We start from the raw sequence: 19,472 nt of genomic DNA on the forward strand, positions 1-19,472 counted from the left end.
TTGACACAGATTTTTGTGTGTATAGCTGCCATTTTTGGGGGTTTATCGGTGGCGGCTGGTGCTTTCGCTTCCCATGCGCTGAGAGAAAAAGTTAGCGAGCGATCGCTAGAAATTTTTGATGTGGGTGCGCGTTATCAAATGTATCATGCTCTGGCTTTGTTGCTAGTAGCAGTCCTAATCAGTCGGACATCATCACCACCAACTACTTTGATAGCTAGCGGTTGGCTGTTGATTCTTGGTACAGTTATTTTTTCTGGTAGCTTGTACGCTTTGAGCCTGACTGGAATTAAAATCTTCGGTGCAATTACACCCTTTGGCGGAGTCGCTTTTATCTTAGCTTGGGGTGCTTTAGCGATCGCCGCCTGGAAGTTACGTTTTATCTAGATGAAATATAGCAACGCTAGCGCGCAGCGTACTTTATTGAAAGGGTTTTGATGATTACCCTTTCAATTTTTTTGAGGATTTAATTGCTTCATCTCAAATCTCAAATTCTCTTCCGTATTCTTAACTAAAAATACTTCCGCATTTCTACTAATTCACAAATTTACAATAGTTTCAAAACTTAATTCATATCAGACGTTATTTCAAATCTATACTTGGGCAATATAAATATATTGATTTCTGCACATATAGAAATCCAATACCATTCCTAGTTGTTGGGTGTCAACCTCAACAAAATCAAGGGTTTGGGGTTTAGTTTTATATTGCCTCGATGTCAAACATCAAAGCTAATACTTGTAGTTATGGCGTTATGAAAGTCAGAAAAATATTGAATTTATCAGTAACTTTTATGGTTTTCTACCTCAAAAAACGTGCTTTTTTTTATATTTGCTTGAGTATTGTGAGCCTATTTTTAGTGGTTGCACCTGCTAGATCATCTATGCCAGCAGCCACAACTTATGCTTCTACATACAACGCAAAAGCAATTACACCTGAGAATGGTAATTGGTTAGAACAGGGAAGAAACCTTTACCGTTCAGGACGGTTTACAGAAGCAGCAACAGCCTGGCAAGCATCTGTACAGTATTATCATAGTCAAGGCGATCGCCTCAACGAAGCTTTGAGTCTCAGTTACCTTTCATTAGTCCAACAAGAACTCAACCAGTGGGAAGCGGCTCAACAGTCGAGTCAGCAAAGCCTGAAAATTTTACAGACAATTCGTGCTGATGCCATTGTTTGGGCGCAAGTTCTCAATACTCAAGCCAATTTACAACTACGCACAGGCAAAGCAGAAACAGCCTTAACCAGTTGGCAGCAAGCACAAAAATATTACGAACAAGCTGGCGATCAAATAGGCAGTTTAGGTACTCAAATCAACCAGGCACAAGCTTTACAAAGTTTGGGATTTTATCGCCGATCGCAACAACAACTAGAGGCTTTAACCCAAAAGCTAGCAGCCATGCCAGATTCAGAAATTAAAGTCAGTGGATTGCGATCGCTGGGTTTAGCTCTACACGCCATTGGTGATCAAAAAAGTCAAATTGTTTTAGAGCAGAGTTTAGCCGCAGCTCAAAAAACTGGGGCTAAAACAGAACTGAGTTCCATCCTCTCCAGTTTAGGTAAAGTCGCTTCAGACTTCCAAGACCCAGAATCTGCACTCAATTACTTTGAAGATGCACAAGCTGCTGCTACCAATCCGAATGAGGCTCTACAAGCGAATTTAGCTCGGTTCAAATTGTTGGTAGATTACGACAAACTAGATTATGCCATCCCTGTGGCTCCGCAACTATACCAACAGTTGTCAGAATTACCACCTAGTCACAGTTCCTTGTATGCAGCAATTAATTTTGTTGCCACTTTAAATCGACTAGAAAACTCTGACCAAGTTTTACCTCGTCAAGATGCCGCTAAACTCATGGCTGAGACCGTAAAATCTGCCCAAAAACTAGAGGATGCTCCCGCACAAGCTTACGCCTTGTATCAGTGGGGACAACTCTACAGTCGTACCAAACAATGGTCAGAGGCTCAGACCCTAGCTCAACAATCCCTGCATATTGCCAGACAAATCGCCGCCGACGATATCATTGCTCAATCAGCATGGCAGGTAGGACAGTTGTATCAACAACAAGGCGATCGCCCAGCCGCAATTGCCGCTTATACTGAAGCCGTGAAGTCATTAAAAGCACTGCGCGGCGATATGGCAGCAGTAAATCCCGATGTGCAGTTTTCTTTCCGTGAAAGTGTCGAACCAGTCTATCGGGAACTAGTGGGTTTACTACTAGATGAACAACCCAACCAGAAAGAATTAACACAAGCCAGAGAACTAATTGAATCACTGCAAATCGCCGAACTAGATAACTTTTTCCGCGAAGCTTGTTTAGATAAAGCCCAGCAAATTGACCAAGTTGACCCCACCGCCACGGTAGTTTATCCCATTATCCTCCCGGATCGCCTAGCGGTGATTCTCTCCCAGGCAGGGCAACCTTTACGTTACTATGCAACTCGCAAATCTCAAGCGGAAATTGAGCAAACACTCGACAATTTCTTAGTCGCCCTCAACCCAGTTTCCAACTCCCAAGACAGAGAGCGTTTATCCCAACAAATATATGATTGGCTGATTCTCCCTGCACAACAAGCACAGGCTCTGAAAGATACTAAAACATTAGTGTTTGTTTTGGATGGTAAGTTGCGGAACATCCCCATTGCTGCATTATTTGACGGTCAACAATATCTGATCGAAAAATATGCTGTCGCCCTATCACCAGGATTGCAACTTATGGCTGCCCAATCCCTCCAGCAATCTCATATTGATGCCATTGTTGGTGGTATTAGTCAATCACGTCATGGTTTTAGTGCTTTACCTGCGGTGGAATCAGAAGTCAAACACATTTCCAAAACTGTGGCATCAGCAACTTTACTGAATCAAAAATTTACCAATCAAGCCCTTGCTGATCGTGTCAAATCCAGTGGGGCTAATGTTGTTCACTTAGCGACTCACGGACAATTTAGCTCTCGTTTGGAAGATACTTTCTTACTCACTTGGGATGGAAGAGTGAGTGTGCAAGAATTATCTGAACTCCTGAAAAATCGCAGTGGTAATTCATCAAAAGCGATCGAATTACTGGTATTGAGTGCCTGTGATACTGCAACTGGAGATGAGCGCGCCGTTTTAGGACTAGCAGGTTTAGCCATCAAATCCGGTGCGCGCTCAACCATCGCCACTCTTTGGCCAGTCAAAGACAAAGCCGCAGAAATGCTCATGACACGCTTTTATGACTATCTGAATAATTCCCAACTGACCAAAGCCGAAGCCTTACGACAAGCTCAAATCAATTTGATTCGACAAACTGACTTCCGTGAGCCTTTCTTTTGGTCAGCATTTGTACTAGTCGGTAATTGGAGTTAACTTGTGTAATTACACTTAGGCTATTGGGAATATCTTGCAGAAAATTTTACTTCATTGCCGCCAAAGTGGTTTATATTGCTAGTAGCCATTGATCGCTTTCAATGTTGGCGCAATAGATTGTTTAAGCTTCTTCCCCACAATCAGATCAATTTCCATATCTCATTTCATCTAGAGAGGCTGATAATCATGAAATTTCGAGGTTTAGCTAGTGCCTTGAGCGTCATCGCTTTGCTAGCTAGTGGTACATGGAGCAGTGTCTATGCTGTGACCTTCACACCACCTAGCACTAATAATGCTCCCAGACAATCTACAGGGGGGGCTTCTCGTGGTAACTTCTTTAACCCTGTACCGGGGAAGGGCGCGCCCAAACAAACAACAGGCGGTGCTTCCAGAGGCAATCTATTCACACCTGTAGCTAGTAAAGGTGCGCCCAGACAAACAACAGGCGGTGCTTCTAGAGGTAATCTATTCACACCTGTGGACGGAAAAGGCACACCCAGACAGACAACAGGCGGTGCTTCCAGAGGCAATCTATTCACACCTGTAGCTGGTAAAGGCACACCCAGACAAGCAACAGGCGGTGCTTCTAGAGGTGAGCTATTTACACCTGTAGCTGGTAAAGGCACACCCAGACAAGCAAGTGGGGGAGCATCACGCGTTGGTACTTACTACTTAAATCCCTCAACCGTGAGTTCAACAGGCCCAGCCGCCTTAATTGCACTCCTACCCCAAAACTTCTACGGTACAACAGTATCAGAGCGTCCCACAATTCTGGTTCATATCCCTGCTTCTGATGCTAAGGAAGCTGTGTTTAGCCTGAAAGATGAACAAGGTAATACACAGTATCAAACGACTATTTCCATTGATGGACAATCTGGAATAGTGGGAATTAAATTACCCGCAGAAGCACCAACTTTAGCTGTTGGGAAAAACTACCAATGGTTCTTGGCTGTCAAAGTTGATGGGCAACTCAGTCCCAGCACACCTTATGTTGATGGTTGGATACAGCGTATCCAACCTAGTGCTGAATTAGCTACAGCGATGCAGGAAAAAGATCCTCTGAAACGGGCAACAGCATTTGGAAAACATGGTGTTTGGTATGACTGTGTCAATACACTCGCCGGATTGTACAGCCAGCAAAACACCAATGTGGCTCTGACTAAGCAATGGGAAGAACTGCTCTCTTCCGTGAGCTTACAAGAGATTGTGAAAGCTCCTATTTTAGTAGCTGCTAACTAAATTGCTCCAGCAATTAGACCTCAATGTTGGTGGAATCAGACTCCACCAACATTTATCAATATCTATAACAACTGTGTAGTGCAAATATGTCGCACAGATTCTATAACTTCATTCGACGGACTCGTAGTGTTTTGATTATTACCCCCACGGTTGCTCTAGCTGTGATTGTTGGACAATCCTGGGGATTTTTTAATTTCCTGGAATGGAAAATGCGTGATCAGTGGATGCGTCAGCAATCATCTGGTGAAATTGCCCAGGAAATTGTAGTTGTCACTATTGATGAACAAGATATCCAATCAGTTGGTAAATGGCCGATTCCCGATCATTCTCTAGCAGAATTAATTTCCAAAATCCGAGCGCAACAACCCCGCGCCATCGGATTAGATTTATATCGGGATTTGCCAGAAGGTAGTGGTCATGCACAACTTGTGGAAGTTTTCCGCACAACTCCCAACTTGATTGGTGTAGAGAAAATTACTGGTGAACGTGTCAATCCGCCGCCAGAACTGAAAAAAAATAACCAAGTAGGAATAGCTGATTTAGTTTTGGATGGCGATCGCTTTGTGCGTCGCGCCCTGTTGACGGCGGTTGATGCCCAAGACGATCACAAAATTAAACCAGGACTAGCGACTGTAGTGGCTCTTAAGTATCTGGAAAAGGAAAACATCTCCTTGGAAGCTGTTGACGCAAAACGGCAGATATTCCGACTCGGTAAACAAATTTATCAACCACTAGCAAATCAAGTGGCAGGTTATGCTGATGATGATTTAGGAGGCTATCAAATTCTCCTCAACTGGCATGGTTCAGAGGCGGCATTTCACACTGTCACCATGCGCGATGTGTTAGCGGGCAAAGTTGCACCCAATTTGATGCGCGATCGCATGGTATTTATTGGTTCATCGGCCTCCAGTACCAATGACTTTTTTAGCACTCCCTTTAGTTCTTCTTTGATTTCAGCCCAAAAACCTACACCTGGGGTAGTAATTCATGCCAATATTGCGCTGCAATTAGTGCGCGGTGCCAGAACAGGACACGCCAATATAGTGGGAATTTCTGGGATAGCTACGTCATCCTGGATTATTTTGTGGTCTTTAATTGGTTCTGGTGGTAGTTGGTGGTTAGCTAGTGCGCCTACTAAACGACGGATTCCTGGAGGTAAAATCTTTTGGGCAACTGTATGTATGAGTGGGGCGGTTTTAGGGGGTAGCTATGGAATGTTTTTAAATGGTGTGTTAATACCAATTACACCCACTTTATTTGTATTTATTAGTAGTGTTATTGCCTCAACCAACGCCTATAAACAGCAGCAATTGGAAGCGACAAATCAGCAATTAGAAATTGCCAATAGTCAACTTTTAGATTATTCCAAAACTCTAGAATTAAAAGTGCAAGAACGCACTCGCGAACTCTTAGAAGCCAAGCAAGCTGCTGATGCTGCTAACCAGGCCAAAAGTGAGTTTTTGTCGAATATGAGCCATGAGTTACGCACACCACTCAATGGCATCTTGGGTTTTGCCCAGGTTCTAGAGCGATCGCCCAATTTGACCGAGAAAAACCGAGAAGGTGTCAACATTATCTATCAATGTGGTACACACTTACTGATGTTGATCAATGATATTCTCGACCTGTCTAAAATTGAAGCTCGGAGATTGGATTTAGAGGCGACTAATGTACATTTAGCCAACTTTTTACATAGTGTTACGGAAATTTGCAGCATCCGCGCCCAACAAAAGGGAATTGCTTTTAAAGTTTTGATTAGCGATCGCCTACCCGTTGCCATTCAAACTGACGAAAAACGCCTACGGCAAGTATTAATCAACTTACTAGGCAACGCCATCAAGTTTACAGATAACGGTAGTGTCACCTTCAGGGTAGAGTTACTAGAGACTGGAGACTCGGAGCCAAAAGAGCAAAATACAACTTCCCGTCCCCAATCCCCCACGATCAAAATCCGCTTCCAAATTGAAGATACTGGAATCGGCATGGCACCAGATCAATTAGAGAGAATCTTTTTGGCTTTTGAGCAAGTGGGGGATATTAAGCGCAAGTCTGAAGGTACTGGTTTAGGACTGGCAATTAGTCAAAAAATTGCTAACTTAATGGGCAGTCAGATTCAAGTGCAGAGTAATTTGGGTGAGGGTAGCCTATTTTGGTTGGATTTGACCGTACCAGCACCAGATGATCATGATTGGCAACCTATGGTCATTTCCCCCAGCAATCAGAAATTTAACAGTGTTGAGGGTAATGCACCACAAATTTTGATTGTCGATGATGATGAACATCACCGTTATATGTTAGGTAGCTTGTTGCAAGATATTGGTTGTCGTGTCTTAGAAGCCAGTGACGGTAAACGTGGACTACACCTAGCGAATGAGCATTGTCCAGATGTAATTTTGCTGGATTTAGCTATGCCTAATATGGATGGCTTTGAACTCATGGTTCATTTACAGGAGAAACCCCAAACTAAGAAGATTCCGATTATTGTTGCTAGTGCGAGTGTATTTGATGATCATCGCCAACGTAGTTTAGAAGCCGGAGCAACGGCATTTTTGCCCAAACCTCTACAAATGAATGAACTCTTTCTCGCTTTGCGATCGCTATTGAAGGCAGAGTTCGTGCAAGTTACACCCACACCAAAACAAGCTGATACTGAGATGGTGTTGCCACCAGAGGATGTGTTGCAACAACTATATCATTTGTCAATGATGGGAGATATACCAGCAATTGAGGGAATCATAGAAGAACTACTCCAACAAGATAGCCGGATGAAAACTTTTGTCAGTGAGCTGAAAAAACTGACAGCCAACTTCCAAACCGCAAAAATACGTAATTTCCTTAAATCATTTGTTACTACGGAGTCACGCCAATGATGACTGATCATTTATCACAGACAATGTACATCCTTTTGGTAGATGACAACCCTAATAACCTCAAAGTCCTGTCAGAAGCGATTCAGGGATGTGGTTGGAAAGCACTCATGGCCACCGATGGGGAATCAGCGATCGCACAAGCAGAATATGCTCATCCTGACTTGATTCTCTTAGATGTGATGATGCCTGGTATTGATGGATTTGAAACTTGTCAACGACTCAAAGCTAATTCCATCACTGAAAATATCCCCATTATTTTTATGACTGCTTTATCTGATGCCACAGATAAAGTCAAAGGACTGGAAATTGGAGCAGTAGACTATATTACTAAACCGTTCCAACAAGAAGAGGTAATTGCACGCTTAAAGTTACATCTGAAAATTTCTCATCTCACTAAAACCCTAGAACAACGAGTACAAGAGCGTACATCTGAGTTAAGCCAATCTGTACAACAGTTACAACAAACCCAATTACAACTGATTCAAAGTGAGAAAATGTCCACTTTGGGACAATTGGTGGCGGGTATTGGACATGAGATTAATAATCCGGTGGGTTTTCTTGGGGGTAATCGCACTCATATTGAGCAGTATGTCCAAGACTTGCTACGTCTAATACAACTCTATGAACAAAAGTTACCTGATCCAGATGCCGACATTGATGAGTTAATTGAGGAAATAGATTTAGAGTATATAGTTGAGGATTTACCGAAATTACTAGCATCAATGGATCAAGGAATCATGCGCTTAAAAGACATCAGTTGTTCTCTGAGAACTTTTGCGCGTTCTGATATATCCTCCAAAGTCGAGTTTCAAATCCACGAAGGCCTAGATAGCACTTTGATGTTGTTGAAACATCGGCTCAAAGACCAAGGAAGCCGCCCTAAAATTGAAGTAGTCACAGCATATAGTGACTTACCTCCCATCAGTTGTTACCCTGGGCAACTCAACCAAGTATTTATGAATATTATTGCCAATGCGATCGATGCCTTTGATGAACTACATCAACATCGCTTAGAGCAGAATATAGCTCATGAGACAACTAACACAATTACGATTACCACATCGTTTGAGCATGAAGAACAAACAGTGACAGTCTGCATTGGTGATAATGCTTTGGGTATGCCAGTTGAGGTGAAAGAGAGAATTTTTGAGCCTTCTTTTACAACTAAACCTGTAGGTAAGGGAACAGGTTTAGGATTAGCTATCAGCTACCAAATTATCGTGGATAAACACAACGGCAAAATCGACTGTTTGTCCACCCCTGGAAAGGGAACGCAGTTTATGATTACTCTACCAATCTAATACCACGTTAAATTTTAGATTTTGGATTTTGGATTGGTTGAATGGTGAGCTTTTCATAAATCCATCTGTTGTATGCTCTTTTTAAATTGGTGCAAGTTTTTATAAAACAAAATATATATGTAAAATCGTGAAACTTTAATAATTATACAACTAGGTACTTCAGGGTTTCTACCAGTTTTTAAATAAATAGGCGGATTGACAGCAGTATCCGCCGATAAAAACAAACAACAACACTATGAACTTATTTATCATCGCATTGATTAGGTATTACTGAAGCCTATTAGTTGCATAAACTGCATTACCTTGATGAAAATATTGCATATTTTGCTGTAAAATGTATTAACGCTTTGAATTAGGTTGTGCTAGAAAGTCGAGCATTTCTTTGGCCACAATTCTGGGTGATTCAATAATAAAACCATGCCCACCACCTTCAATAACTGATAACCTAGCCTGGGGAATCCCTGTGGCTAATTGCTGAGAAAATTTTATGGGGGTGAGAATATCTTGTTTGCCCACTAATATGAGAGTGGGGCAAAGAATATTTTGTAGACGATTGATAGTATCCGCACCAAGAATAGCTCGACTATGGTGATAAATACTGTGAACTGGCGGAGAGAAAGGGTAATGAACAGCCCATTCAATGAGCTGTTCGATCATATCTGGCACTGAGTAAAAATTATCGCTGAAAATCCAGGGTAATACGACTTGTTGATACAGTTTCGTATCTATGCGCTGCAAGAGTTCCCCCCAGGTGCTGATAATCTGATTAAATCGCTCATCTCCCTTAGCCAGAGATGAGAGTAATATTAGACTTTTAACCTTTTGTGGATATAGTAAAGCTAGTTCTTGGGCGATTTGTCCCCCCATCGAATGACCTGCAACGTGTACTTGATCAATGTTTAAATGTTCCAGTAACGCAGCTGCATCATGGGCTAATTGTTGTAAGCCATAAGGATTATCTGGTGCAGAACTCCTTCCTATACCCCGATTATCTATACGAATTATCTGATATCGAGCAGTCAAATCAGGCATGGTCACTGACCAGTAAGTATGATCACACAAAAAACCAGAAATTAATAACAAGGGTTCGCCCGTACCTTTGCTGTCGTAAAACAATTCGATCCCGTTTAAACTTACTTTTGGCATAATCAATCCCTGGGGAAAAGTCAAAATTCGATGGTCAAAAGTCAATTATCTCCATACTTGAGTAAACACGAAATTTGTCTCTACATACAGACCCAATTACATTCAGTAGTGCTGTTAGCGGTAGCGCAGCGTTTAGTCGGTGCAATTAATCTTACTTTTTACTCAGCACTCTCTTGGTAATTGCTACAGACACTGCTAAACTACTGGCTATAGATACAGAACTGTTAGTGTCTGTGTTTAAGCAACAATACCCACATAAAGCATAATTTTTTCTCGTTAGTCTCTTTAACCAAACCCAAAAAAAGATTATTACAGCGTCAATACAGGCATTATTCTAGAGAATCTTGAATTATCTTTTCATTCCTCACAACTTCCTCATAATTTCTGTGTATAACAGCTTTGAGGGTGATGATTAGTAGGTAAAAACTCTATCAACGCCTGATATTAATCAAACTGAATCAAGATATTGGTGTTATTTTTATGAATCACTATTTATTTCATGACGAAGTTACTTTAGCCGAAAAAACCCAAGAACTGGGTAAACAAGCCGTAAAGTTAAAACTGATTCCGGCTTTTGTGATCCGTTACTATCCAGACAGTTGGGAATTTTGTATTCCCAACTATGATAATTCCTCTACAGATTGTTTGACAGCACCAGAAGCTTATCTGAAGCTCAAAAAACTAGTTGATAGTGCCTTATCTATGGTTTAGAAACAACAAAAATTAGTACAGTTAGTTGCCAAAAGGGGGTTTATCTTCTACTTTCTACCTCGTAGTGGGGTAGGGTACAGGGAAAGATTGGGAATCGAGTTATCAATGATAACTATTGAGTCTAATGATCATCATACTTTCACCAACCCCTACCCCCTATCTTCAATGTCTGCTACCTAGATTACATCAGTGACTAAAAAACTAGCAGCAGTTAAGGCCACACGATTGGAGAATACAGCAATTTGCACCTGTGGAGTAGCTCCAATACCATCAGCGTCAAAGAAAAGCGTGCCTGTAGTTTGATTGTAGATGAAGCGATCGCCTTGAGCTTGCGCCGCAGTTCCCAAACGGAATAAACCTGCATCTAAAGTACCAGCTTGACTTAACCCAAACTCAGCACCAGACAAGCGTACAGTCTCACCTAATTGAAAATCCCGAATAGTATCAAAATCAGTTAAACTTCCCTTTAAATCGAAAATATATATACCTGTAATGCTATCAATGCTAATGCCATTATAGTTAGTGTCGGAACTAGTAACTGTGTGTTGAATAGTGACTGCATAATTGAAGACAATTATGCTATCGTCTACGGCGGGCGTATAGAGTTTGTTGATTGGGGAAGATAGTTAAGCTTTCAAATGCTAAGTTATCACGGACACCTGATATTTGGGTGTCACCTGCATTGACTGTTCCAGCTGCGCCACTAGGGACAAAGCCAGAAACAAATGTGGTAATTCCTTCTAAGGTTACATTCGTAACTGTTTTAGCTATTGTGGAATTATTCGTTGTCATATTTTAGTGCAGGGGTAAATGTAGCCTCGATATATATGAGGATTCCCCATTAACGACTGAAAAACACCGCCGCTAGTATAATTAAACCCAACAACGCCAAAGGAACCAAAAGATTAGGCAGATCCAATACACTCATCACACAACAGTTTTCAGGGATAATTCCTGTTATACAGCAAGCACGCATAATGGGGAACTCATGCTTCAATCTCCAGAGACGGTTATTTGGCTACAGGAACGCACAACTTTAGGGATTCTCTCATCCGCAGTGTTAAATGCGATCGCTCCCTTGATGCAAACCCAAGTCATATCCCAAGGAAGCAGTCTCATCCTAGAAGATACTCCCCCAAATGCACTTTATATTCTGGTAGATGGTCAGCTAGAAAGTGAAATTAATGATAAAAATCATCCTGTATTTCCTTGCGGTTTTCTTCCAGGTGCAGTTATTAACCTCAAAGAATTACTTTTAGATGAATTTACCCCATACACTATTAAAGCTGTCACTGAATCTCATCTCTGGTTTGTCTCGGCGGCTGAGTTCCGTGATGTAGTTAATCAGTATCCCGAAATTACTCAGGCTTTGTCTCGTCAATTAGCGCAAGAATTAGCCCAGGTGACATCTGCGTTAACTTATGAACAAGAACGTTCCGTGGCGTTACGGCCATATTTGGTGACGAAAGCCCAACGGGGAATTGTGGGTACGAGTCGCTACGCCCTCAGACTCAGAGAACAAATTCGCGAAGCCTCAGCTGATAGGGAATCTGTAGAAATTTTCGGCGAACCAGGCTTAGAAAAAGATAATATTGCGGCGTTGATTCACTTTGGTTCCCCAAAACGCCGTGAACCGATAATTAAAGTTAACTGTGGAATTTTACAAACTAGCGGCGCAGACTTATTTGGTCGGGCTGGAGGAAAACCAGGATTATTAGAATGGTTAGGGGAAGGAAGTTTAATTTTAAACAATCTTCAGGAATTACCACCAGAGTTATTACAACCTGTAGCGCAGTTACTCAAAACTAACACCTACACCCCCGTAACTCGACCAGGAGAACCAACAGCAGCACCCCGCACCAGTAAAGTTAGAATTTTAATAGTTGCGGAAAAAGCCCAGTCTCAAATTGAACGCTGTGTAGGTCATGTGATTAAAGTTCCGCCGCTACGGTTGCGGAAAGCGGATATTCAAGCCCAGGTAGAATATTACACCAGTTTGTATGTGCGATCGCGTGGTCTGGCTAAACCCCACATTACCCCCGAAGCTTTGCGTCGGCTGCAATCTTATGATTTTCCTGGCAACCTCAAGGAGTTGAAAAATATTGTAGAACGGGCAATTGTGCAAGTCGGGAAGGGTAGCGAGTTAACAGAAGAAATTTTCTGGTCGGCGGAAACTAAGAAAAAGCAATTTCGCGTCAATTTGTTAAATCTCTATCCTGGGTTACGGCGGTTTTTACGGAGTGATTGGTGGCCGGATAGAATTAACTATGGTTTTACTGTAGCAGCATTTGCGTTAGTTGTCGGTGTGTTGTTTGTTGGGCCACAAACACGCGATCGCAATTTTGCTTTAAATTTATTTTGGGCTTGGTGGTGGCCTCTGGTGTTATTAATCTTCCCCTTTTTAGGACGGGTGTGGTGTGCTGTTTGTCCGTTCATGATTTACGGCGAAATCACTCAAAAATTATCCTTGTGGTTATTCCCCCGTCAATTGCAACGCTGGCCTAGAGAAAAAGCAGAAAAATGGGGTGGTTGGTTTTTATTTGGGTTATTTACGTTAATTTTCCTCTGGGAAGAACTGTGGGATTTAGAAAACACCGCTTATCTTTGTGCTTGTCTACTCCTATTAATTACCTCTGGGGCGATGATTTTTTCCGCCCTGTTTGAAAGGCGGTTTTGGTGTCGTTATCTTTGTCCCATCGGTGGCATGAATGGTTTATTTGCTAAACTTTCCATGACGGAACTACGGGCGCAGCAGGGGATATGTTCTGCCACCTGCACTACCTATCAATGTTACAAAGGCGGTGCGGAAAAGGGGGAAGGGATGGAAACCGATGGTTGTCCTTTATATTCCCATCCCGCCCAGTTAGAAGATAACCGAGATTGCGTTTTGTGCATGACTTGTTTAAAAGCCTGTCCCCATCGTTCCGTTGAATTTAACTTGCGTCCCCCAGGAATTGAACTCTGGACAACTCATGTACCCTACAATCATGAAGTGGCATTATTATTATTACTACTGGGGGCAATATATCTCCATCGTTTACCGGAATTGCAAACTGGCTTGGGTTTACAGTTAGATTTAACTCAATTTTGGCTACATTTAGCTATATCTATTCTCGCCTTGTTAACACCGGCGGTAGTAGTATTTATCGCCTATGGTTGCATGAAATTATTCAATCCTCGCCGCAAACCCCGCAAATTTATCGAACTCACCTATGGTTATTTACCCCTAGTCTTAGGCGGAAACCTAGCCCATTACCTGCGTTTGGGTTTGGGCGAAGGGGGGAAAATTTTGCCAGTCACCTTTGCTACCTTTGGCTTACACGGCGAACAATTACCCGTTTTGGTAGCACATCCCGCAGTCATTGCTTTCTTACAAGGTAGCGTTTTAATATTCTCGGTGTTGTTAACGATGGTATTAACCCAGAAGATTGCGAAACAACCTTGGAAAAATATGCTTTGGCAACATTTCACAGTTCTGGGACTGGCTGCTAGTATGTGGATGATTATCGTGTTTTAACAACTTTTTCGCTCCTCAATCTTAGGATGACAGACCATGAAAGTTTTCAAAAGAACCATCAAACCAGAAACCTATATATCGTTTCTCCACATCTACGAAACCACTTGGGGAACGGCTGGTGATATCTGTTTAATTCGTGAGTCTATCGCCAAAGATAGTACAGTAAAATTTATCGGACGCAAAGTCCAGTTAGCCATCCCTAAAAGATTGGAGCGCGATCGCCTGGTCAATTGTCCTATCATTAAGGTTGCGGGAAATGTCGGCGATGGACACCCGAAAGACCATCCCCTAGAATGGGAAGTCTACGAAGGAATAGATAAAGAAATTGCTTTAGCTGCACTCAAACCTTGGGGTTTTAAGTTAATTGAAGTTTAGTTGACAATTACACCTCTTGGAGAGGATAAGGAGCAGGGAGCAGAGGGGAAATATTTTCACCCTTGCCCCTTCCACCTTGCCCCCTGCTAATATTCAAATTAAAGTTAGCGTCGCGGGACGTACCTGGAGGGGAAGCAAGCTACGCGTTAGCGTTCCCGTAGCGTCCCGTAGAGAAGCAGAGCGGGAGAATCGTTGCGAATTGCGAATTGCGAACTGCGAATTGGTATTATTTATTCGCTCCTACAGGTAAAAATCCACCAGCCTGCATTTTCCACAACCTATAGTAAGCACCGCGATTTGCCAGTAAGTTAGTATGAGTATCATCTTCAACAATGCTGCCGTGGTCAAACACTAAAATTCTATCGAGATGGGCAATAGTGGAAAGTCGATGAGCCACCACAATTACAGTTTTGCCATTCATTACCAAGTCTAAAGTATCTTGAATGGCTTTTTCGGTAATGGAATCTAGGCTGGAAGTGGCTTCATCTAAGATGAGAATAGGCGCGTCTTTGAGAATTACCCGCGCGATCGCAATTCGCTGTCTTTGTCCTCCAGATAGTTTGACACCACGTTCACCCACTAAGGAATGATAACCGTCTTTGATTTGGCAAATAAAATCGTGAGCATAAGCCTTGCGTGCGGCTGCAATCACTTCCTCATCAGTTGCATCTATGCGTCCGTAACGAATATTTTCTATCAATGTGCGATGAAATAGGGAGGGGTCTTGCGGAATCAGGCTAATTTGGGCGTGGAGAGCATCCTGAGTCATATCTAGAATATCGACCCCATCAATCAGAATTTGTCCCGATTGTGGATCAAATAAACGTAAAATCAAATTCACAAAGGTGGATTTTCCAGAACCGGAGAAACCCACTAAGCCAACTCTTTCTCCTGGTTTGATCGTAATCGAAAGATTCTCAAATACTTGCTTCCCATCTATGTAGCTAAAATTGACTTGGCGAAATTCGATTTTACCTTGGGTAATGGGGTGAGCGATCGCTTGCTCGCGATCAATCAACTCATGGGGTTGAACAATGGTATGCACACCGTTAGCAACATTACCGATGTGTTCAAAAAATTCAATAAACCGTCGGCTTAAATTTCGGGCTTCACTAATAATGAGTAATGATAAGCTAGTCGCTACAACAAAGTCAGCCGCCGCAATTAATCCTTGACTCCACAGCGAAAGTGAGTAATATAAAGTCCCAATTTTCAAAATTGCGGCTGAGATGAACTGAAACCAACGAATCCGTTCCGAATACCAATTAGACTTTCTCACCTCTTTGAGTTCGTGCCTTAATTGCTCATTTAAATAAAGTCTTTCAAAACCCAAACGAGCAAATAATCGGCTACTGCTGAGATTTGTTACCGCATCTACGATTATACCAGTAGTCTCACTTCTAGCAGATGCGGCTCGGCGGGAGTAAATTCGGCAACGAGTCGCCAGCCAAAAGGAAATACTGATAAACAAAACTGCCCATACACCCACGAATGCGGCCAGAGGAGGATATACACGATACAACAAAATCGTTGAGACAATATACACGATGATTACAGACATAAATTCCGTAATCAGCATTTGCATTGTCTGAGTCACACCCAAAGAAGTTTCACCGATGCGATGTGCTAATGCGCCAGCAAAACTACTGCTCAGGTAACGATGAGAATGATGTTGCAAGTAAGCATATAAAGAACGGACAATATGTTGTCGGTGAATGGGATGGAGAATAGTTTGCAATAGTCCGGCTGTGCGTCCAAAGACAACTTCACCCACACTTAAAGCTGTGAACAGCATCAGGGGTTGGTTAATAGCAGCAAAAATTTGCTGGTTATTTCCTGGCGATCGCGTCACGCTACGAATAATTTCACCTATCGCATAGGGGAGCATAATTCCGCAGGTGGCGTGCAGTATCTCCGAAATGACCATTGCTAAATACCACCAGCGAAACTGGTTCACAAAATAACAAATAAACCTAAATGGCGTATCAGGTAAATCCGGTGCATTAGCAGCACGTTGAAAAGATTTAGAAATTCTTACCTTCTTGGTCATGCAATTTGATCTCGCATTTATAGCGATTCACAATTAATAGCTTGTTCACAGAAAATGGAAATAGACGGCTGATTTAGCCGCCCCATCTAGTTAAATAATTCTGATGAGAAATTGTGCAAAATTACTGATCAATACTTTCATCTGAACATACAACAGTTTTCATCTAAACCATAATTTCTGCTGGTGTAATAGCAGCATACAAATCAGATGGAAGTAAAGCTTCCTTAATATCAATCTTTTTGGGGATAACACCTGTTTCAAAGAATAAATCTGCTACACGTTGTTGTTCTGCTATCAATGCCGGACTTAATCCTCTGCGTCCAGCAAAAGTACGACGAGACATGACTTTGTCAGCTACATCTGGTTTAAGTTTTTGTTCTGTGATCATCAATTTCTTCACTTCATCTCGATTTACCTCCGCCCATTTATCAAGGGCATGAAGTTCTTCAATCACAATTTTTAGCACTCCAGGATTTTCTTGTGCAAATGTCCTATCAGCGATATAGTAACCACCAGGAGTATCTAGCCCTACACCATCTCTAAGAACACGAATGCGACCCATTTCTTCCGCGATCGCATAGTGGGGATCTCCACTCACCCAAACAGGTATTTTCCCTTCGATAAAAGCAGCCCTAGCTTCAACATTCGGAATACTCTTGATTTTGATATCTTTGATGGTCAAACCAATTGACTGCAAAGCTCTTAGTATAAAATAATGTGATGCCGAGCCTTTTTGAAAATATACTTCTTGTCCCTTAATCTCCTCAAGCTTTTGTAGTGGTGACTCTGGAGGGACAGCAATCACACTACTTCTGCCAGTTGTGGCATCTCTTCGTGTACCAACGACGTAAACAATATCTGATCCAGCTACTTGGGCAAAAATTGGCGGTGTTTCTCCCACAGAGCCGACATCAACCCTACGGGCAGCCATCCCTTCCATAAGTTGAGGCCCTTGGGCAAATTGTAACCATTCCACCTTGATTCCTAATGGATCTAGGCGTTTCTCCAAAACTTGCCGATTGCGGACGAGATCCCCTGCACTCTGATATCCCATACGGAGAACTTTAGTTTTGATCTCCAGAGAACTGCTACTATTTGCCACATTCTGTTGGCTTTGTTGGCTACAACTTCCCAACAGATAAGCCAAGGAAAAACCACCTACACTAGATGTGGCAAAATTGATAAAACGACGGCGGTTAATCATATTCGATTGATTGATGAAAACTACTGAATGTTGAGGTTGACGATATTAGGACTTACGCAACTGGCATATTTTTTATGTAGGGTGTGTGACGCTGCGAAACGATTTGAACGTAGTAATAAGACTTATAGCGTCACGCACCTACCATTGATTGTGACACTTGCGTAAGTCCTGGATAGTTCTAAAAAGCTACTAAATATGCAATTAATGTTTCCAAACAACATGAATTGTTGCTGTCAATTCTTCTTTAAATTCTCCAGAAGGCTCAACTGCTAGTAATGCTTCTGTGATATCTGCTTCAAAAGCTGCTGTTTGCTCGCCATAGAAAATTTTCAAGGAGAAAGCTGTAGTGTATAGATAGCCAATATAGCTAGAGACTGTCCAAGACTTTTCAAATGGCACTTCATAGACTTCTTGGCGAGCAAATTGGGAATTAGCAATGACAACTTCGTGGGGAGGATCAACCGGTTTACGAATACCTTGTCCACGCTGTCCGGTGCGTCTTTCTTCGCCTAACCATTTTTTCACAACTCCAATTGCAGCTTGTTTCCAAGGTAAAGAACTTACCCAAGGATTATCACCAGTATTGAGGAGTGCGATCGCTCCATCTTCTGTTAATAATTCATACAGGCGTTCTAGTACAAGTTCCCGTTCCATCCAGTGAAAAGCTCTACCAATGGTAGCTAGATTAAATACTCCTAAACTAGAGTTAATCAGTTCTGCACCTTGTTCTAGCCAAGTAATATTATTTGCTCCTGCTTTTGCTGCTTGTTGTTGCGCTTCTTGCAGCATTTCCCCATCAGGATCTATCGCTACTACTTCCTGAAATTTTCTACTAAGGGGAATAGCAATTAAACCAGGGCCAGTCCCTAAATCTAACAGTCTTCCTTGACCATTCAGATGAAATATTTCCGTTAGTTTATCAAATACAGCAGGGGGGTATTTAGTTCTATATTGAGCGTAGACCTCAGCCGCACCCTCAAATAATGTTGGATCGTAATTAGGTAGTGTTTTCAGTTGAGTCATAAGTTAATTGTTGAGTTCAGTTCATCAATCTAGACTTGAAGATTGTTTACTATTGGGCGTGATCAAAATTTTCCTTAGCCCAGTTGAGTGATGTTTTGAAGTCCTATATTCTTATCTTCTAAACACGTTTACATAATTTTTCATCTGGGGAGTTCCATAAACTAATTCATCCCATCGTGAAAAACAAGGATAAAGCTCAAATTCTGACTCCTGTGCTTTATCTCATGTCTTTGCTAACAAGATAATTAATTCGATATTTTTGACTTTAAAAGTCTTTGATCAGCCCAAATCATATCTCTCTTGACTTTGGCTAAATAGTCAGTCAATGGGATACTTGTGATGTATTTTTATTATCTACTTTAAAACGATTGATTTACCGTAGTTTATTCTTTAACAGAGCATCCCACATCTTTATGAAAAATGCAAGTATGCCTAAAAATAAGTTTGCTAATAATTTTTTACAAATTTTGCAGTCCTTAACACTCTAGAACACAACCGAGCTAAAAGTAGGATTTAGTGGCTGCTTTCGTAGCTTTACTAGCTAGGTGGTATTGTTTTGAGCTTCCAGAATAGGCTATGAATCTAGGCTTTTCATCCAAAATTAGTATTGCTCACAAGTTGTGGGTATTTAGGAACTTCCAGAAAATAAATTCTCTGGACAGAGGAAATATAATCATTGGATTTGTCTCC

Annotated in this window: 16 protein-coding genes; 9 read left to right on the top strand and 7 right to left on the bottom strand. The window is 41.8% G+C overall.

The features are described 5' to 3' along the window. From CV014_RS16555 to CV014_RS16575, 5 genes are all read left to right on the top strand, one after another. Positions 1–384 carry a DUF423 domain-containing protein gene (locus CV014_RS16555; RefSeq protein ID WP_236143044.1) on the top strand — a complete coding sequence of 128 codons (384 nt, stop codon included), beginning with the start codon at positions 1–3 and terminating at the stop codon, positions 382–384. Between the two features lie 496 nt (positions 385–880). Beyond that, a complete protein-coding gene (locus CV014_RS16560) occupies positions 881–3,346 on the top strand; it encodes a CHAT domain-containing protein (RefSeq protein WP_442946917.1) in 2,466 nt (821 codons plus the stop codon). Positions 3,347–3,532: 186 nt separating this feature from the next. Then, positions 3,533–4,585, top strand: a complete 1,053-nt coding sequence (locus tag CV014_RS16565; protein WP_236143028.1) for a DUF928 domain-containing protein — start codon at positions 3,533–3,535, stop codon at positions 4,583–4,585. A gap of 86 nt (positions 4,586–4,671) precedes the next feature. Further along, on the top strand, positions 4,672–7,455 hold the full coding sequence (locus tag CV014_RS16570; protein WP_236143029.1) for a CHASE2 domain-containing protein: 2,784 nt from the start codon (positions 4,672–4,674) through the stop codon (positions 7,453–7,455). Continuing rightward, a complete protein-coding gene (locus tag CV014_RS16575) occupies positions 7,455–8,756 on the top strand; it encodes a hybrid sensor histidine kinase/response regulator (RefSeq protein WP_442946918.1) in 1,302 nt (433 codons plus the stop codon). Before CV014_RS16570 ends, CV014_RS16575 begins: the two co-directional genes overlap by 1 nt. Positions 8,757–9,095: 339 nt before the next feature. Here the strand turns inward: CV014_RS16575 and CV014_RS16580 are convergent, their stop codons facing one another. Next, positions 9,096–9,902, bottom strand: a complete 807-nt coding sequence (locus CV014_RS16580) for an alpha/beta fold hydrolase (RefSeq protein WP_236143031.1) — start codon at positions 9,900–9,902, stop codon at positions 9,096–9,098. Positions 9,903–9,932: 30 nt separating this feature from the next. On the opposite strand from CV014_RS16580, the gene CV014_RS16585 reads away from it, so the two are divergent. Both CV014_RS16585 and CV014_RS16590 read left to right on the top strand, forming a co-directional pair. Then, on the top strand, positions 9,933–10,082 hold the full coding sequence (locus tag CV014_RS16585) for a hypothetical protein (protein WP_236143032.1): 150 nt from the start codon (positions 9,933–9,935) through the stop codon (positions 10,080–10,082). Between the two features lie 300 nt (positions 10,083–10,382). Next, positions 10,383–10,613, top strand: a complete 231-nt coding sequence (locus CV014_RS16590; RefSeq protein ID WP_236143033.1) for a hypothetical protein — start codon at positions 10,383–10,385, stop codon at positions 10,611–10,613. A 176-nt stretch (positions 10,614–10,789) separates the two neighbouring features. Here the strand turns inward: CV014_RS16590 and CV014_RS16595 are convergent, their stop codons facing one another. The 3 genes from CV014_RS16595 to CV014_RS30120 all read right to left on the bottom strand — a co-directional run bounded on the left by CV014_RS16595 (position 10,790) and on the right by CV014_RS30120 (position 11,589). After that, on the bottom strand, positions 10,790–11,020 hold the full coding sequence (locus CV014_RS16595; protein WP_236143034.1) for a hypothetical protein: 231 nt from the start codon (positions 11,018–11,020) through the stop codon (positions 10,790–10,792). A 172-nt stretch (positions 11,021–11,192) separates the two neighbouring features. After that, entirely contained in the window at positions 11,193–11,405 is a 213-nt protein-coding gene (locus CV014_RS16600) for an esterase-like activity of phytase family protein (protein ID WP_236143035.1), read from the bottom strand. A 49-nt stretch (positions 11,406–11,454) separates the two neighbouring features. Further along, positions 11,455–11,589, bottom strand: a complete 135-nt coding sequence (locus CV014_RS30120; protein ID WP_268964740.1) for a hypothetical protein — start codon at positions 11,587–11,589, stop codon at positions 11,455–11,457. Between the two features lie 12 nt (positions 11,590–11,601). On the opposite strand from CV014_RS30120, the gene CV014_RS16605 reads away from it, so the two are divergent. After that, positions 11,602–14,130, top strand: coding sequence for a sigma 54-interacting transcriptional regulator (locus CV014_RS16605; protein WP_236143036.1), 2,529 nt, complete (start codon positions 11,602–11,604; stop codon positions 14,128–14,130). Between the two features lie 36 nt (positions 14,131–14,166). Continuing rightward, positions 14,167–14,505: a hypothetical protein gene (locus CV014_RS16610; protein ID WP_236143037.1), complete on the top strand. Its 339-nt coding sequence runs from the start codon at positions 14,167–14,169 to the stop codon at positions 14,503–14,505. Positions 14,506–14,731: 226 nt separating this feature from the next. On the opposite strand, the gene CV014_RS16615 is transcribed toward CV014_RS16610, so the two are convergent. The 3 genes from CV014_RS16615 to CV014_RS16625 all read right to left on the bottom strand — a co-directional run bounded on the left by CV014_RS16615 (position 14,732) and on the right by CV014_RS16625 (position 18,782). Next, positions 14,732–16,555, bottom strand: coding sequence for an ABC transporter ATP-binding protein (locus CV014_RS16615; protein ID WP_236143038.1), 1,824 nt, complete (start codon positions 16,553–16,555; stop codon positions 14,732–14,734). Positions 16,556–16,718: 163 nt separating this feature from the next. After that, complete coding sequence (locus CV014_RS16620) at positions 16,719–17,759, bottom strand: aliphatic sulfonate ABC transporter substrate-binding protein (protein WP_236143039.1); 1,041 nt, start codon at positions 17,757–17,759, stop codon at positions 16,719–16,721. Between the two features lie 201 nt (positions 17,760–17,960). Next, positions 17,961–18,782: a class I SAM-dependent methyltransferase gene (locus CV014_RS16625; RefSeq protein WP_236143040.1), complete on the bottom strand. Its 822-nt coding sequence runs from the start codon at positions 18,780–18,782 to the stop codon at positions 17,961–17,963. Positions 18,783–19,472: the final 690 nt, after the last annotated feature.

Source organism: Nostoc sp. CMAA1605, assembly GCF_021596505.1.
Lineage (GTDB): Bacteria > Cyanobacteriota > Cyanobacteriia > Cyanobacteriales > Nostocaceae > Trichormus.

Coding starts and splice junctions, on each gene's coding strand:
- CV014_RS16625 (WP_236143040.1), bottom strand. CDS start 18,782: ATGACTCAACTGAAAACACTACCTAATTACGATCCAACATTATTTGAG.
- CV014_RS16560 (WP_442946917.1), top strand. CDS start 881: ATGCCAGCAGCCACAACTTATGCTTCTACATACAACGCAAAAGCAATT.
- CV014_RS16570 (WP_236143029.1), top strand. CDS start 4,672: ATGTCGCACAGATTCTATAACTTCATTCGACGGACTCGTAGTGTTTTG.
- CV014_RS16590 (WP_236143033.1), top strand. CDS start 10,383: ATGAATCACTATTTATTTCATGACGAAGTTACTTTAGCCGAAAAAACC.
- CV014_RS30120 (WP_268964740.1), bottom strand. CDS start 11,589: ATGCGTGCTTGCTGTATAACAGGAATTATCCCTGAAAACTGTTGTGTG.
- CV014_RS16605 (WP_236143036.1), top strand. CDS start 11,602: ATGCTTCAATCTCCAGAGACGGTTATTTGGCTACAGGAACGCACAACT.
- CV014_RS16565 (WP_236143028.1), top strand. CDS start 3,533: ATGAAATTTCGAGGTTTAGCTAGTGCCTTGAGCGTCATCGCTTTGCTA.
- CV014_RS16620 (WP_236143039.1), bottom strand. CDS start 17,759: ATGATTAACCGCCGTCGTTTTATCAATTTTGCCACATCTAGTGTAGGT.
- CV014_RS16600 (WP_236143035.1), bottom strand. CDS start 11,405: ATGACAACGAATAATTCCACAATAGCTAAAACAGTTACGAATGTAACC.
- CV014_RS16575 (WP_442946918.1), top strand. CDS start 7,455: ATGACTGATCATTTATCACAGACAATGTACATCCTTTTGGTAGATGAC.
- CV014_RS16585 (WP_236143032.1), top strand. CDS start 9,933: ATGGTCAAAAGTCAATTATCTCCATACTTGAGTAAACACGAAATTTGT.
- CV014_RS16580 (WP_236143031.1), bottom strand. CDS start 9,902: ATGCCAAAAGTAAGTTTAAACGGGATCGAATTGTTTTACGACAGCAAA.
- CV014_RS16610 (WP_236143037.1), top strand. CDS start 14,167: ATGAAAGTTTTCAAAAGAACCATCAAACCAGAAACCTATATATCGTTT.
- CV014_RS16615 (WP_236143038.1), bottom strand. CDS start 16,555: ATGACCAAGAAGGTAAGAATTTCTAAATCTTTTCAACGTGCTGCTAAT.